14 protein-coding genes are annotated in these 16,162 nt (G+C 40.9%); 4 read left to right on the forward strand and 10 right to left on the reverse strand.

Annotated features, from left to right (window positions below; all coding sequences use genetic code 11):
• On the forward strand, positions 1 to 2,782 hold a 2,782-nt coding region (locus E1163_RS14840), incomplete at its 5' end, for a putative LPS assembly protein LptD (RefSeq protein WP_221418005.1).
• Positions 2,783 to 2,910: 128 nt separating this feature from the next.
• Here the strand turns inward: E1163_RS14840 and lysS are convergent.
• Together lysS and E1163_RS14850 are read right to left on the reverse strand one after the other, a co-directional pair.
• Positions 2,911 to 4,644: a lysine--tRNA ligase gene (gene lysS, locus E1163_RS14845; RefSeq protein WP_155173166.1), complete on the reverse strand. Its 1,734-nt coding sequence runs from the start codon at positions 4,642 to 4,644 to the stop codon at positions 2,911 to 2,913.
• Positions 4,645 to 4,782: 138 nt separating this feature from the next.
• Positions 4,783 to 5,961: a proline dehydrogenase family protein gene (locus E1163_RS14850; RefSeq protein WP_155173168.1), complete on the reverse strand. Its 1,179-nt coding sequence runs from the start codon at positions 5,959 to 5,961 to the stop codon at positions 4,783 to 4,785.
• A 184-nt stretch (positions 5,962 to 6,145) separates the two neighbouring features.
• Here E1163_RS14850 and E1163_RS14855 point away from each other — a divergent pair, with 184 nt between their 5' ends.
• Both E1163_RS14855 and aroB read left to right on the forward strand, forming a co-directional pair.
• Positions 6,146 to 7,219, forward strand: a complete 1,074-nt coding sequence (locus E1163_RS14855; RefSeq protein WP_155173170.1) for a bifunctional 3-deoxy-7-phosphoheptulonate synthase/chorismate mutase type II — start codon at positions 6,146 to 6,148, stop codon at positions 7,217 to 7,219.
• Positions 7,216 to 8,253 carry a 3-dehydroquinate synthase gene (gene aroB / locus E1163_RS14860; protein WP_343033838.1) on the forward strand — a complete coding sequence of 346 codons (1,038 nt, stop codon included), beginning with the start codon at positions 7,216 to 7,218 and terminating at the stop codon, positions 8,251 to 8,253. Before E1163_RS14855 ends, aroB begins: the two co-directional genes overlap by 4 nt.
• On the opposite strand, the gene E1163_RS14865 is transcribed toward aroB, so the two are convergent.
• The gene (locus E1163_RS14865) at positions 8,250 to 8,429 is read right to left on the reverse strand and encodes a hypothetical protein (RefSeq protein WP_155173171.1); all 180 of its coding nucleotides are present in this window, start codon (positions 8,427 to 8,429) and stop codon (positions 8,250 to 8,252) included. The genes aroB and E1163_RS14865 overlap by 4 nt on opposite strands.
• A gap of 96 nt (positions 8,430 to 8,525) precedes the next feature.
• Between E1163_RS14865 and E1163_RS14870 the strand changes: the two genes are divergently transcribed.
• Entirely contained in the window at positions 8,526 to 9,761 is a 1,236-nt protein-coding gene (locus E1163_RS14870) for a 3-phosphoshikimate 1-carboxyvinyltransferase (RefSeq protein WP_155173173.1), read from the forward strand.
• Here the strand turns inward: E1163_RS14870 and E1163_RS14875 are convergent.
• From E1163_RS14875 to E1163_RS14905, 7 genes are all read right to left on the reverse strand, one after another.
• Positions 9,750 to 10,535 (reverse strand): ABC transporter substrate-binding protein, encoded by a 786-nt coding sequence (locus tag E1163_RS14875; protein WP_155173175.1) that lies wholly within the window; start codon positions 10,533 to 10,535, stop codon positions 9,750 to 9,752. The two genes, E1163_RS14870 and E1163_RS14875, sit on opposite strands and share 12 nt — an antisense overlap.
• Positions 10,536 to 10,787: 252 nt before the next feature.
• A complete protein-coding gene (locus E1163_RS14880) occupies positions 10,788 to 11,312 on the reverse strand; it encodes a YfiR family protein (protein ID WP_246223698.1) in 525 nt (174 codons plus the stop codon).
• A gap of 220 nt (positions 11,313 to 11,532) precedes the next feature.
• Positions 11,533 to 12,057: a YfiR family protein gene (locus tag E1163_RS14885; protein ID WP_155173177.1), complete on the reverse strand. Its 525-nt coding sequence runs from the start codon at positions 12,055 to 12,057 to the stop codon at positions 11,533 to 11,535.
• Between the two features lie 208 nt (positions 12,058 to 12,265).
• Entirely contained in the window at positions 12,266 to 12,790 is a 525-nt protein-coding gene (locus tag E1163_RS14890) for a YfiR family protein (protein WP_246223699.1), read from the reverse strand.
• Positions 12,791 to 12,872: 82 nt separating this feature from the next.
• On the reverse strand, positions 12,873 to 13,943 hold the full coding sequence (locus E1163_RS14895; RefSeq protein WP_155173179.1) for a M42 family metallopeptidase: 1,071 nt from the start codon (positions 13,941 to 13,943) through the stop codon (positions 12,873 to 12,875).
• 12 nt (positions 13,944 to 13,955) lie between these two features.
• Positions 13,956 to 14,654: an SDR family oxidoreductase gene (locus tag E1163_RS14900; RefSeq protein WP_343033839.1), complete on the reverse strand. Its 699-nt coding sequence runs from the start codon at positions 14,652 to 14,654 to the stop codon at positions 13,956 to 13,958.
• On the reverse strand, positions 14,654 to 16,162 hold a 1,509-nt coding region (locus tag E1163_RS14905), incomplete at its 5' end, for an acyl-CoA carboxylase subunit beta (RefSeq protein ID WP_155173181.1). The genes E1163_RS14905 and E1163_RS14900, both read right to left, overlap by 1 nt.

Consider the following 16,162-nt stretch of genomic DNA (forward strand, 5'->3'; position numbering starts at 1 on the left):
AATTGTAAATTTTTCTCTAAAACCGAAAAATACGTTATATAAATTGGAATCATGCGGCTTTTCGAAGTATAGTTTACTTTGTTTTTTTTGGTTTTTCATCTCTATAGGTTACGCTCAAAATCCTGAACAAAAAATTAATTCCAGTAGGGAACTATTAGGCAAACAAACCTTAGCTGCTGATACTACCATTAACAGTGATAGCACTGCAATAGTTGCAGATACCCTGGCAACAGACTCAGTAGCAACAACTCAAGCTCCTGACAGCGACATTGAGACGACAATCAATTATTCTGCCAGAGATTCCATTAACTTTTCCGTTGATTCAAAGATCGTGAAGTTATATGGAGATGCCAAAATAGATTATGGCGCAATAAAACTTGAAGCCAATCATATTGTAATTGACTATAACAAAAATACATTAAGCGCTACGGGGCGTACTGATTCTCTGGGAAGAAAAATAGGTTATCCGATATTTAAAAATGGCGCAGAGGTTTACGAAACCAAAGACATCACTTACAATTTCAAAACGGGCAGAGCACGCATAACAGAAGTAGTAACCCAACAAGGCGAAGGCTATCTTCATGGTGAAACGGTATTCAAAAACCCTGAAAATGAGCTGTTTAGTATTAATAACTCATATACCACCTGTGACCTTGCCCACCCCCACTACCGGATCAGGGCAAAAAGAACCAAGGCCATACCTGACGACAAAATAGTATCAGGCCCTTTTCATTTAGAAATTAACGATGTACCTACTCCATTGGGCTTCTTCTTTGGCATGTTCCCGGCCAAAAATGAGGCTTCCTCCGGTATCATTATTCCATCTTATGGTGAAGAGAGAAGAAGAGGCTTTTTCCTGAGAGGTGGAGGATACTTCTTTGATATCAATGAATATGTTAAAGCAACGCTCCGCGGCGACATCTATTCCAAGGGAGGGCATGGCCTGGATCTGAACACTGTATATAAAAAGAGGTACGCCTATAATGGTAACTTCAATTTCACCTATACAAAACTAAAAGCATCAGACAGGATAGAAGATAACAGCTCTGCTAACGACTATCGCCTAACCTGGAGCCACTCACCGGAATCCAAAGGTACAAGCAGGTTTTCCGCTTCGGTAAATGCAGCTACTTCTACGTATAACCAAAATAACTATCTCGGTTTTGAGGTAGATCAGACTAACTCAAGGATAAATAACTTTACAAGAAAGCTGAGTTCGAATATTTCATATTCCAAGACCTTTCAGGGAACACCTTTCTCCATGGGACTTAGCATGCGACATAATCAGGACGTATCTACCCGGCAGGTTGACCTGTTATTACCTTCTTTAAGCTTCAACATGGCCAACGTTTATCCGTTCAGGGGAAAGTCAGGAAGCTCAAGCTCATGGGTAGACAAAATCAACGTAAGATATTCACTCGCCGGAACCAATGAAGTCACCAACAACCTGGGAAGAATTGGGTCTGACCCCGCGCAGGACAGTATTGCACCATTTAACTTTGACACCTTCGGCACATTCCTTGAAAACTCCGAAAAGGGACTTAAGCATACTATTCCATTAAGTACGTCATTTAAAGTACTTAAGTATTTTACTGCAACCCCCTCCATCAGCTATGAAGAAAAATGGTACTTCGAAAAATTACTTTGGGGGTTAAATCCAGAAAACCCTAACAATGCTATAGTTGTGGATACCCTTGATGGCTTCAACAGAGTTTATACCTACAGCCTTAGCACCGGGTTTAATACCAGACTTTATGGCACATATTTTTTTAAGAAAGGACGGGTTAAAGCTATCCGGCATGTAATGAACCCCAGCCTGTCCTTTTCTTACCAGCCAGACTTCAGCGATGAGAGATATGGCTATTTTGACCGCGTAGTGATACAGGAAGGAGAAAGAGCAGGCGAGGAAATTGTAAAATCAAAATATCAGGGATTCGTCTATGGAGGTCCGTCAACCGGCGAAAGCGGAACAATAGGCCTCTCTATTAATAACACTCTTGAAATGAAGGTCGACTCCAAACGTGATACTTTAGATCAGGCCGTTAAAGTACCTATCCTCAACAACTTCGGGTTAAGCACTTCCTATAACGTTGTTGCTGACTCCTTTAAGTTAGCTAATATTAGTATGAGGGCAAATACCTCTGTTTTTAATAAAAAGCTGAACATTAACGTCAATGGTACTGTCGATCCTTACGTGTACATTTTAGATAGCACTGGGGTCAATTCCAGAGACCAGTCAACTGTATACTACCAACACCGAATTGATAGATATACATGGAATAACGGACAGGGCATAGGCCAGCTTTCCAGTGCATCCATAGCCTTGAGCACAAATCTAAGTGCAAAAGGCAGGGAAAGTGATTCAAAAACAACAGATAGAATTAATGATTCGGCACTTAATGAGGAAGACAAACGGTATCTTCTCAATGACCCTGATACCTACATAGATTTCAGCATACCGTGGAATTTACGGGTAAACTATAGCTTAAACTACTCCAAGCAAGGGTTTAAGGATGCTACCATTACCCAAACCCTAAGACTATCCGGTGATTTTTCATTAACCGAAAAATGGAAGGTTACTTTTAATACAGGATATGACTTTGAGCAAAAGGACGTAACACCAACAACACTTGGAATATCCAGAGACCTGCATTGCTGGGAGATGAACCTTAACTGGACTCCTTTTGGAGTTTACACCAACTATAACTTTGTGATCAGGGTTAAATCGTCATTATTGCAGGACCTGAAACTCAACAGGACCAGAAGCTTCTACGACAACTAGTGGATTTTCAAGCTTAGCCTCAACTAATAGCCAGTCGGCAAGGCTTAATACGTAACGCTAAAAAGCAAAAACAAAAAAAGAGCAGCTCTCATGAAAAAACTGCTCTTTTATATATTATTTCAAAGATTTCAGGCTTCAATCCAGCCCTTCACCTCTTCCACGTCAGGATTTTTAACATCATTTAACTTCATCTTCTTCCTCATTCCACAAACATCATTAAAGAGTTTGTTAGGGTTAGACTCTTTGAGTTGCTTGATAGTTGTGATACCTAACTTCTGTATAATCGGGATCAAATCTTCTCTAACACCTGCTTTTTTATAATCCTCAGCAGTAGCTACCTTAGCTTTCTTCTCTGGTCGTAACTGAGGAAAGAAAAGCACATCCTGAATAGAGTTGGAGTTAGTCATGATCATACTTAATCTGTCAATCCCCACTCCCAAACCTGCGGTAGGCGGCATGCCATACTCCAAGGCACGTAAGAAGTCCTCATCAAGTGTCATAGCTTCTTCATCTCCCCGTTTGCCAAGCTCAAGTTGCTCTTCAAACCTTTTTCTCTGATCAATCGGATCATTCAGTTCCGAGAAGGCATTACATATCTCCTTACCGTTGGCAATAGCTTCAAATCGCTCTACCAAACCTTCTTTGGTACGATGTTTCTTGGCCAAAGGCGACATTTCTACCGGGTAATCGGTAATAAATGTAGGCTGTATTAACTGCCCTTCACATTTCTCACCGAAAATTTCATCGATCAACTTCCCTTTACCCATGGTTTCATCTACGGGTACATCCAATTCTTTTGCTGTTTTTCTAAGCTCAGCCTCATCCATTTCTGAAATGTCTATCCCTGTAAAATGCTCAATGGCTTCAAACATAGTAAAGCGCTTCCATGGCCTTTTAAAGTCAAGTACATTGTTTCCAACCTGCACCTTGGTAGTACCATGCAAATCCATGGCTACTTTTTCTATCATCTCTTCCACAAGATCCATCATCCAGTTGTAGTCTTTGTAAGCCACATACAACTCCACCTGGGTAAACTCCGGATTATGGAACCTCGACATCCCCTCATTCCTGAAATCTTTAGAGAATTCATAAACTCCGTCAAAACCACCAACGATCAGCCTTTTAAGGTATAGCTCATTCGCAATACGCAGATATAAAGTCATATCCAGCGTATTGTGGTGGGTTTTAAAAGGCTTGGCAGCAGCTCCACCGTAAAGCGGCTGAAGTATTGGTGTCTCCACTTCAAGGTAGCCACGCTCATTAAGGTATTCCCTCATGGAATTAACCAGCTTTGTCCTTTTTATAAAGGTATCCTTCACGTGAGAGTTAACAATTAAGTCAACGTAACGCTGCCTATACCTTAATTCAGGATCAGAAAACGCATCATGTTTTACGATATTGCCGGCTTCGTCCTTTGTCTCTTTTACAATAGGTAATGGTCTTAGAGACTTCGTTAATACTTTAAGTTCAGTAACATGTATGGATATCTCTCCAGTTTGCGTGGTGAAAACATATCCCTTTACGCCAATGATATCACCAATATCAAGAAGCTTTTTAAATACAGTATTATAAAGGGTCTTATCTTCACCGGCGCAGATATCATCTCTCCTCACATATATCTGAATACGGCCTGTAGAATCCTGTATTTCAGCAAAAGCTGCCGACCCCATGATCCTTCTGCTCATTAAGCGACCTGCGATGGAAATGTTCTTATAGTCAATCTTCTGCTTCTCATAATTCTCGTGAATCTCCCTGGCAGAAACATTAACTTGATATAACTCTGATGGGTACGGATCAACCCCCAACTCTTCCAGTTTTTTCCTGGCTTCTCGTCTTACGATTTCCTGTTCGCTTAACTGCATAGTGTTATTAATTACCTTTAAAACTTAATAAGCCGCAAAGATAGATGAAAGATATTACAATTGGTATTGTTTTATCCAATAGCACTTTTGGACAGCATATATAAAACACACTGGATGAAGCAGTAGAACAGTAGCGGATCAGTTTTCCCTTCTCTTCAATTCTTTTCTGATCAGCGACAGCTCCCGGCTGCTCTGTCCGGCTACCGAAGTGTTTTCTTCAGCACGTCTAAACAGATAAGGCATTACTGAATTCACCGGGCCATATGGAACATACTTCGCTACATTATAACCTGCCTTAGCAAGGTTGAAGGAGATGTTATCGCTCATCCCATAGAGTTGGGCAAAATACACCCTGGGGTCATTGTTGTTCATGCTGTGCTTCTCCATAAGCAACGCCAGATAATAATTGCTGTACTCGTTATGTGAGCCACATACCAGGCTTACCCGTTGCTTATTATCAATGCAGAATACCAATGCCTGGTTAAACTGATCATCGGTTGCCTCCTTATTTGGCTGGATCGGACTAGGGTAGCCCATTTCCTCAGCCCTGTCACGTTCCTTTTCCATATAAGCTCCCCTAACCAGCTTAGCTCCCAGATAGTAGTTATTCATAGCCGCGTAATGGAATGCCTTTCGCAGATTGTCCAGCATGCTTACCCGGTACATTTGATATGTATTGAATACAATGGCCTTCTTTTGATTGTATTTCTCCATCATCTCATAGGCCAGCGCATCTATAGGATCTTGTATCCAGGAATCTTCTGCGTCTATTAAAATGGGCACATCGCATTCAAAGGCATACTTACATACTTCATCCACACGTTTTTTAATGCGATCAAATGCAGATTTCTCTTTTTCATTAAGTTCTTTGCCTTCCTGTATTTTCTGAAAAAGCGTAGAACTACCTAAGCCGGTAGGCTTAAAGACACAAAACGGTATGTGCTTCGACTCTTTAGCTTTCGTAATAGTCCTCAGTATCTCCTGCTCGGTATCATTAAAGCAATGCTCATTTTCCTCTCCTTCAACGGAGTAATCCAATATCGTGCCTATACCATAAGTTGCCAGCTCATTGATAGTTTCCTGGCTCTCTTCTATGTTTTCCCCTCCGCAAAAATGCTCAAAAACGGTGTTCTTTATAATCGCCTTTATTGGGAGGTGTAGTTTTAGTGCCAGCTTAACTGAACCTGTAGCCACCTTAGATATAAAAGGGTTATTAACTACAGAAAACATAAGGTTAGCTTTTCTTAGGGCTTTGTCTGACTTGGCTTCAAATGCTACTGAAGTATCGTCAAAAGAGATATTAGATTTTAACTGCATAGGGGATTTTAAAATTCTCGGCTACAAATATATAAATTAACCATTTACGTCCTGTTTTTTTATTTTTTAAATATCTTTAATCCAGCAAAAAGCATCGGATTTAATCATGCCCACACAGTGCCCGGATTAGCGGCCAACAAACCGGTAAATGATAAGTGCATTACAGTAGTAAATTGCAGCGATTATGAAAAAGGATGAGTGGATAAGCCAGTTTCAAAGCCCATGGATCATTGCAGGCCCATGCAGTGCAGAGTCCGAAGAGCAGTTACTAAAAACAACCAAGGCAGTAGCCTCCTTAGGTATAGAGGTAATCCGTGCCGGGGTATGGAAACCTCGAACCAGACCAAACTCCTTCGAAGGGATAGGCATTAAAGCCCTTGAATGGATACAAAAAATCAAGAAAGAGCTTAATGTCAGGTTTATAACTGAAGTAGCCAGTGCTCAGCATGTAGAGCTGGCACTGAAACATGACCTCGACATGGTGTGGCTGGGTGCCAGAACCACTGTTAATCCATTTACCGTACAGGAAATAGCTGATGCTCTTAAAGGCACTTCTCTGCCTGTTTTGGTAAAAAATCCAGTCAATCCTGACCTGGCTTTGTGGATCGGGGCCATTGAAAGAATAGCAAATGCAGGTCTTAACGAAATTGGTGCAATTCACAGGGGCTTCTCTTCTTTCAGAAAATCTAAGTATAGAAATGAACCGGTATGGCAGATCCCGATTGAATTGAAAGCCAGCCTCCCGCACATACCCCTTATTTGCGACCCAAGCCACATAGGAGGCAACAGGAATATGATCTATGATATTTCTCAAAAGGCTTTGGATATGGGGTATGATGGATTGATGATCGAAACTCATCCCGATCCTGATAATGCACTAAGCGATGCAAAGCAACAAGTAACACCTGAGCAGTTAAACGAAATAAGAAGTAAGTTAAAAATAAGACAAACCACTTCTGACAACGTCTTATTCAAAACCAGGCTGGAAGAGCTAAGAAATAAAATTGACAGTGTGGATCATGACCTGATTGAAACACTCTCGATCAGAATGAAACTGATAGAACAGATCGGGGAATACAAAAAAGAAAATAATGTGACCATTTTCCAACTGGAACGGTGGAACGAGATCATAAAAACCAGACCTGAATGGGCCGAAGCACTGGATTTACGAAAAGAATTCATTGAAGAAATTTACAAACAGATCCATTCGGAATCACTAAGAAACCAAACCGAAATACTGAACAGACAAAAGCCGTGACTCTAAACAATATTATCATTACCGACAAAGCCCCGGAAACACTAAACGACATTCTGAGTAAGGAGAATTACAGTAAGATCGCCATACTGGTAGATGAAAACACGCTCGCCAATTGCTATCCATTACTTGAAGGTAACCTACCACAACATACGCTTATTGAGATCAAAAGTGGCGAAATAAACAAGAACCTGGACACATGTACTTATGTATGGCAAGCATTAACTGATCAAAGCTTTGACAGAAAGTCATTATTGATCAATTTAGGTGGTGGCGTTATTGGAGACCTTGGCGGCTTTTGTGCAGGAACCTATAAAAGAGGCATTGATTTCATTAACATCCCCACCACACTATTGTCCCAGGTCGACGCCAGTGTTGGAGGCAAATTAGGCATTGACTTCAATGGATTTAAAAATCATATAGGGCTGTTTCAGGAACCAAAGAATGTTATAATCGATAGAAGTTTTCTAAAAACTTTGCCCGAAAGAGAAATAAGATCAGGCTTTGCTGAGGTTATAAAACATCATTTAATAGCAGATAAAACCGGATGGCAAGGCTTGAAGAATCATCGCTTTAATGAACTCGATTGGTCAACATTAATTCCACACTCCGTTCAAATAAAGCACAAAATAGTTACAGAAGACCCACATGAGGGCGGCCTGAGAAAAGCATTAAATTTTGGCCATACCATAGGCCATGCAATAGAAAGTTATTTATTAAACAACGACAAGGGAATCTTGCACGGTGAAGCTGTTGCGGCAGGCATGATCTGCGAGGCTTATCTCAGTTATAAAAGAAAACTTATTTCTGAGACAGAGTTAAATGAAATCATACAATTTATACAGAGTATATATGAAAAAATAACCCTTTCAGATGCTGACCGAGAAGAAGTTTGTGGCTACCTGATGCAAGACAAAAAAAACAGAGGCAACAGCGTTTTGGCCGCGCTCCTCAATGGAGTTGGCAATGTGGTATGGGACCAGGAACTCAATAGACAAGAATCACTGGACTCACTGGTATTTTACGACAAGCTCTAAATATAAAATACTTCTGAATCATCGTATTGATCAGAAGTACGATCTGTTTTTGGTTTTTCGTATTTTCCGGAAATGTATTGTCTGGTCTTTTTACCAGTACGTCCGGTCGCTACAACAGCAACGACAGCTCCTGCGGCCAATCCAAGCGCTAAAGCCAACTTTCTTCTTATTTTCATTTATAGACAATTTTCAACAACTACTACATAAAGCATACCACTTTATGTATTTTAAGCGATTTTTCAATTAATATTGTTCCAAAACTAATCCTGCACATGTCAATCGAAAACCACACACTGCACATAGAGAAAAAAAGCACCATTGCTTCAACTGTAATCGAATTGCCTGCATCAAAAAGCATCGCCAACAGGGCTTTGATATTAGACGCTCTTGCAGGAGGAAAGTCACATATCTCTAACCTTTCCGAAGCACGCGATACCGAGACAATGAAAAGACTGCTGGGATCTGATATCCCGGAATGGGATGTACTCGACGCCGGTACTACTATGAGATTTTTGACTGCATACGCCGCAGTAACCAGTACAAAAACCCTTACAGGAACAAAACGAATGCAGGAACGCCCTATAAAAATATTAACAGATTCCCTAAAGGAACTAGGCGCAGGCATTGAATACCTGTCAAAGGATGGGTACCCTCCTGTTAAAGTAACCCCCATAAACAAACAACTAACTGATAAAATTGCCATTAGAGGTGATGTTAGCAGCCAGTATATATCAGCAATTATGATGATAGCTGCCTCTCTGCCCAATGGTTTAGAAATTGAGCTGACAGGTCACATTGGTAGCAAACCGTACATTAGCATGACATTGGCAGTTATGAAAGCCTTTGGAATTGAAGCTGAATGGCAAGATCATACCATAAAGGTTCCTCACCAGAAATATCAACCCACTGAATACAGGGTAGAACCAGACTGGTCTGCTGCCAGCTACTGGTACAGCTTTGTGGCTTTGAGCAATGATGCCCAGGTTACTCTTAAAGACTTAAAAGATAACTCCATTCAGGGAGACCGGCAGATCGCTGATTATATGGCACATCTCGGAGTAAAAACACTGTTTACCACCGAAGGAGCACACCTCTCCAAATGCGAACACCAAAGTGAGGTTGCCTTCGACTTTACCGATTGTCCTGATATGGCACAGACTGTTGCCGTTATCTGTGCCGCCAAAGGCATAGTTTGTGAAATGACAGGTCTGGAAAGCTTACGAATAAAAGAAACTGACCGTATCCTGGCCTTGCAAAATGAGCTTGCAAAATTTGGTGCTGAGCTAAGGGAAAAAGACAACACATGGACCATTGTGCCGGCACTTCATGAAGTTAATGCGGAAGTATTAGAGTTTGACACTTACCATGACCACCGTATGGCAATGGCTTTTGCCCCGCTAAGTACTATGGTACCGGTAAATATTAAAGACCCAGAAGTTGTAAATAAGTCGTACCCACGGTTCTGGGAAGATATGGAAAAGGCAGGTTTTAAAATATCAGAGCTGTAACTGGTTAAAATATCCGGCAGATTTGATCAACCTGCTGCCATACCAGGAAAACATTTCGCCATCCACAATCCTGAGGTCGGCTGTGGGGCATAACTGACGAAAGCTGTCTATATGCTTTTCTTTAAAAGGATATGGCTCTGACGACAACATAATCAGGTCAGGCTGCAATGATGAGATCATTTCGGCAGTCAGTTCCGGGTAACGCCCCAGTCCGGCTGCCAGATTTTTCAGCCCTAACCGCTCAATCATTTCATTAATAAAAGTATCATCCCCAACTACCATATAAGGTTTTTGCCAAATGAAATACAGCACTGTCTTGGGGTCATACTTTTTTATAGCACTAAATCCTTTGACAACTTTATTACGAATTTCGCTGGCCTTGTTTTCGGTATTCGTTAGCTTACCAATGGCAGTCATCATTTCAAGAGCGTCCTGCAAAGTGGTAATATCGCTCATCCAAACCGGATATTGTTGCTGCAACTTTTCTATACCCTCTTTGTAGTTTTCCTCCTTATTGCCAATTATAAGGTCCGGCTGGAGGGTGTGGATTTTATCAAAGTTAAACTTCTTGGTACCCCCTATTTTCATTTTCTCCTTTACTTTGGAGGAAGGGTGTATGCAAAACTTGGTAATGCCAACTATCTGTTCATCCAGACCAAGATCAAACAATAATTCTGTTTGTGAAGGAACCAGGGATATGATCCTGGGATTGCGAGGTACAGTTACCTCGCAGCCCATTTGATCATAAGTCGTTTGTGAAGTGACACCTTGCATAACGCAAAGGTATCTTTTTAGGTAGGAATATTAAAAAATACCATAAAAGACTCATTTACGGTGTCCTACAAAAAGTAGGTATCGCAAATGGTAAAGGCCTTGCCCCTACCATAATTCAGTCAATCTCTTTATTGTCCACCTAGTTTGTTTCCGACCTTCCACTAATGTTAAACCTAATCACCGAACCTTTTGCATTATCGGTATATGAAAATCATCGAAAACATTGAGATTGGCTAACGATACCTGTTGTTTTTAGATCAGGATAGCCATGCTAGAAAGCTGACCTGATACTTTTAATTTCGATGCCTCAATGGCTTTTTGATTAAGTTCAAAAGCCAATTTATCATTGATGGTCCTGAAGTTGATACCACTTCCCTTTTCTCCTAAGCCTGCTTTATCCGTGATAAGCAAAGTAGAAGAAGAGGCCACCTTGGCTTTGATCGCATCAAATTCCTTACTACTTCCTCTGGCTACGTAAAGAATTTCACAGTTGGAAATCTCTGCCAAAGAATTAAATTTCTTAACGGTAAACTTTTTGTTACCTCTAAGCTTTCCTCCATACCACGTGTTCAAAGTGGTATACACCTCATCATCACCAATTACTCCAATAACAAAGGCATCTCCCCCGTTAGCTTCAGGCCACTGAATATACTTAATGAAATTGAAAATCATCATTGAGTGAATTTCATGAACAGGCCTGTCCTGTGCCTGCGTTGGCAAGGCAATAATAACAGCTAAAAAGATTGGAAGTAAAACTTTAGTTGTAAACTTCATCATAAAATTAGTTTGTTTCATTACAGTCATAACTTACAAACCCAATGCCAAAAGGTTTTCGGGCAAAAAACAGGGCCCTCAAGCGAAAAAACAAGGTTTACAACAATTAGCCACACCTAGCGGCACTCCTTTGGACTCCCAATCTGATAAAAATTTTGCCATATTGGGACAAGGAATTAAGCATTTAAACCAAAAAGTGCAAAAAACTTACATGCTAAAAGTACTAAATTAATTTAGCAATGGAGGTAAGCTGACTGGAAACTTTCAGATTAGCCGCATCAAGTGCTGATTGATTCAATTCAATAGAGAGCTTGTTACCTTCGGTAACGAAATTGATGCCACTGCCTTCTTTTCCAAGGCCGGGCTTATCGGTGATCAACAAAGTAGAAGCTCCACCAAGTTTGGCCTTGATCTCATCAAATTGTTTACTATTACCCTTCCCCACATAAAGTATATGACAGTTTTGAATATCACCAGGTGAGTTAAACTTCTTAATGACAAACTTTTTATTTCCCCTCTCCTGTCCTCCGTACCACTGACTCAGTGTATTGTAAACATCATCACTGCCTATAACTGCAACTATAAAATCCTGAGAAGGCTGATAACCCGGCCACTGGATATACTTTGTGAAGTTATAGATCATCATAGCATGAATCTCATGAATAGGACGGTTTTGCGAGTATCCAAATAGGGGCACTAGTAACAATGCAAATCCCGTTGCATACGTTATAAATATTGATCGTTTCATAGACTTAAAAAATTAAAAGATTCGCAAAAGATCTATCTAAATAATAATGGTGTATCAAAAAATAGGCCGAAAAATATCTATAAGATAATCATTTAAAATGACATTAACCAACTACGAATTTTAAGAGGACAATCCAAAGAACAGGTTTTGCAAAACAAAAAAGCCCAATAATCGAGATTATTGGGCCTTTTATAAGCATTATGATTTTTTAAATCAAAATCGCCATAGAAGTTAATTGGCTCGAAATTTTAAGATTTGACTTCTCTATAGCAGCCTGATTTAATTCAAATTTTAATCGGTTATCTACCACCCTGAAATTAATACAGCTACCTTTCGCTCCCAGTCCATTCTTATCCGTAATAGTAAGAGTAGACTGGTTTTGTACTTTAGCCTGTATCTCATCAAACTGATTACTTGCTGACTTGCCAATGTACAAGAGTTGACATCCACTAATCTCCGACGGGGATGAAATCTTCTTAATAGTGAAAGTCTTATCTCCCCTGGTTTTGTTTCCATACCACGTATTAAGGGTATTAAAAACATTGTCATCACCCATAACTCCAATAACAAAATCACCAGAGTTTTGATCACCAGGCCACTGGATATACTTTAGAAAATTGTATATCATCATAGAGTGAAGCTCATGCTCAGGCCTGTCTTGAGCATAAGTACCTGCCGACATAGACATACCTATGAGTACAAATAAAACATAGATGTTAAAAATCCTTTTCATTGATATTAGGGCGTTTATATTAAAAAAGTGATCTGCAAAGATAGTCAAAATCCTCATTCAGTATTTTCATATCTGGTTTTTCTCACTTAATATACCTAAAGTCGTGCCCGTCCTGCAACTTCAACAGGAAGTGGTACATGAGTTTAATCACATTCTCAATATCATCTTTATGTGCTGTTTCTACCGTGGTATGCATGTACTTCAAAGGTAAAGATATCAACGCTGAAGCTACTCCATCGTTGGAATATGCAAATGCATCCGTATCAGTACCTGTAGCCCTGGATGCCGCCGCCCTCTGGAAAGGTATTTTATTATCATTAGCGACATCTATTACCATTTTTAACAGATTGTTTTGCACCGCTGGCCCATAGGTAAGCACCGGCCCTTTCCCAGCCTTCTGCAGCCCGCTCTCGATCTTGTTGTACATCGGAGAAGAAGTTTCATGACACACATCTGTAACAATTGCCACATTAGGTTTAATTCTTTCAGCGATCATCTCCGCGCCTCTTAAGCCCACTTCTTCCTGAACAGCATTCACAACATAAAGTCCAAAAGGAAGTTCTTTCTTTTCCTCTTTTAATCTCCTGGCCACTTCAGCAATCATAAAACCTCCCATTCTGTTGTCCAGAGCCCTGCCAACCAAAAAGTTTTTGTTTAGCTCCATCAATTCATCGTCGAAGGTCATAACACACCCTACATGTACTCCAAGCTCTTCAACCTCAGCTTTACTCTGGCAACCTACATCCACAAATATATTCTTCATGGATGGCTTCTCTTCATTCTCCTTATTTCTAACGTGTATCGCCGGCCATCCGAACACTCCCTTCACAACACCTTTTTCAGTATATATATTAACCCGCTTTGATGGGGCAATCTGATGGTCGGACCCACCATTTCTGGTAACATAAATATAACCTTCCTCAGTGATGTAGTTCACAAACCAGGAAATCTCATCTGCGTGAGCCTCAATCACCACTTTATACTCGGCCTCAGGATTGATCACCCCAACTACAGAGCCATATGTATCAGTAAAATAACTATCAATATAAGGCCTGATATAATCTAACCAGATCTTCTGGCCGGATGATTCAAAACCCGTTGGCGATGAATTATTCAAATACTCTTCTAGAAATTTTTTACTCTTCTTATCCATTTTCTAAATTTATTAAACTGATCGTGTTAACCCTCCATCAATTTTTATATTCTGCCCGGTAATGTAAGCAGCAGCATCTGACACCAGAAAAGCTACAGTCTTTGCTATTTCGTCAACTGTACCTGCCCTTTGCATAGGAATAGCCCGGAGGGTTGACTCATCCACATCATAACTGTCAATAAAGCCCGGCAGCAGGTTATTCATTCTAATATTATCAGAAGCATACTCATCTGCATATAACTTCATGTAGCTTCCAAGCCCAGCCCTTAACACTGAAGACACAGGAAAACTGGCAGATGGCTCATATGCCGCGAAAGTTGAAATATTGACGAAAGCTCCACCTCCCTGCTTCTGCATAACCGGCGTCACAAGCTGGGCCATTTTCGCAACATTAAGAAGTACCAGATTCAACCCATGATGCCAGTCCTCCTCCGACAATTCCAGAAGCCGTCCTTTGGCCGGATGGCCGGTGTTATTTACAACAGCATCAATTCTTCCATACTTTCCCAGTGTAGCGTTTACCAACCGCTTCAAATCATCTTTCTCTGTCACTGATCCCTGTATCCCAAGTCCCCCAAGGGTTTGGGCCAGATCAAGGGCATCTTCAGAACGTGACATCAGGGCAACCTTAAAGCCCTGACGCGAAAGCTCTCTGGCGCAAGCTGCGCCCATACCTTTACCTGCCGCTGTTACTATTGCTACTTTATCCACTAGAGAGGAATATTACCGTGCTTCTTTTTTGGTAATGTTGCCACTTTGTTTTCCAGCATTTTAAATGCCTTTATTAACTTGGCTCTTGTTTCCTCGGGCATAATTACTTCATCTATATAGCCTCGGTGAGCAGCCCTGTATGGGTTAGCGAACTTCTCAGTATAATCATCAACCTTTTCCTGAAGTTTTGCTTCAGGATCACTGGCTTCAGCTATTTCCCGCTTAAATATTATCTCCGCAGCACCCTTTGCGCCCATAACCGCAATTTCTGCAGTAGGCCATGCGTAGTTCATATCTGCACCGATATGCTTGGAATTCATTACATCATAAGCACCTCCATATGCCTTACGGGTGATCACAGTGATCCTTGGAACGGTGGCCTCACTAAATGCATACAACAGTTTTGCTCCATTTGTAATAATACCATTCCACTCCTGATCCGTTCCCGGCAAAAATCCCGGCACATCCTCTAATACCAACAGGGGAATATTAAAGCAATCGCAGAATCGGACAAACCTGGCACCTTTAGTACTGGCATCGATATCTAGAACCCCTGCCAGAGAAGCTGGTTGGTTACCAACAACACCAATACTCCTGCCACCAATTCTGGCAAAACCCACAACAATATTCTCAGCGAAATTTTTATGCACTTCCATAAAACTGTCAGCATCTACCAACGCCTCTACAACCTCCCTCATATCATAAGGCTGATTAGGGTTATCAGGAATAATATCGTTAAGTGCAGGTACAATTTCATCAGAATCACTTTCATAAGCCTCTATTGGAGCGTCATCTTCACAATTTTGAGGCATATAGCTCAAAAGCCTTTTTATGTCATTTATGCAAGCTACTTCATTAGGGCACGCAAAATGTGTAACCCCACTTTTCGAACTATGCGCACTTGCCCCACCAAGTTCCTCTGCCGTTACAGTCTCCTGCGTTACGGTTTTCACTACGTTAGGCCCGGTTACAAACATATAAGAGGTGTTTTCCACCATTAGAATAAAATCCGTAATAGCAGGTGAATAAACAGCACCTCCTGCGCAAGGACCCATAATGGCGGATATTTGTGGCACCACACCTGACGCCAATGTATTTCTGTAAAAAATATCTGCATACCCTCCAAGAGAAACTACTCCTTCTTGAATACGCGCTCCACCGGAGTCATTTAACCCTATTAACGGAGCACCGTTTTTCATGGCCAAATCCATGATCTTTACAATTTTCTCAGCATGGGTTTCCGAAAGAGACCCTCCAAAAACAGTAAAGTCCTGTGAAAACACATAAACCAAACGCCCGTTTACAGTACCATAACCGGTAACTACTCCATCTCCGGGGTAGTACTCTTTATCCAGTCCGAAGTCTTTACATCTGTGCATTACAAACTTTCCTATCTCCTCAAACGACCCTTCATCAAGAAGCAAATGCACACGCTCGCGTGCGGTTAATTTTCCTTTTTTGTGTTGGGATTCAATTCTCTTTTCTCCACCTCCAAGTAAGGCTTCTTT

Source organism: Fulvivirga kasyanovii (assembly GCF_009711405.1).
GTDB lineage: Bacteria > Bacteroidota > Bacteroidia > Cytophagales > Cyclobacteriaceae > Fulvivirga > Fulvivirga kasyanovii.

Bases quoted from the DNA above. Each gene is read 5' to 3' on its own strand.
- lysS (WP_155173166.1), bottom strand. From the start codon at position 4,644: ATGCAGTTAAGCGAACAGGAAATCGTAAGACGAGAAGCCAGGAAAAAA.
- E1163_RS14850 (WP_155173168.1), bottom strand. From the start codon at position 5,961: ATGCAGTTAAAATCTAATATCTCTTTTGACGATACTTCAGTAGCATTT.
- E1163_RS14855 (WP_155173170.1), top strand. From the start codon at position 6,146: ATGAAAAAGGATGAGTGGATAAGCCAGTTTCAAAGCCCATGGATCATT.
- E1163_RS14865 (WP_155173171.1), bottom strand. From the start codon at position 8,429: ATGAAAATAAGAAGAAAGTTGGCTTTAGCGCTTGGATTGGCCGCAGGA.
- E1163_RS14870 (WP_155173173.1), top strand. From the start codon at position 8,526: ATGTCAATCGAAAACCACACACTGCACATAGAGAAAAAAAGCACCATT.
- E1163_RS14875 (WP_155173175.1), bottom strand. From the start codon at position 10,535: ATGCAAGGTGTCACTTCACAAACGACTTATGATCAAATGGGCTGCGAG.
- E1163_RS14880 (WP_246223698.1), bottom strand. From the start codon at position 11,312: ATGATGAAGTTTACAACTAAAGTTTTACTTCCAATCTTTTTAGCTGTT.
- E1163_RS14885 (WP_155173177.1), bottom strand. From the start codon at position 12,057: ATGAAACGATCAATATTTATAACGTATGCAACGGGATTTGCATTGTTA.
- E1163_RS14890 (WP_246223699.1), bottom strand. From the start codon at position 12,790: ATGAAAAGGATTTTTAACATCTATGTTTTATTTGTACTCATAGGTATG.
- E1163_RS14895 (WP_155173179.1), bottom strand. From the start codon at position 13,943: ATGGATAAGAAGAGTAAAAAATTTCTAGAAGAGTATTTGAATAATTCA.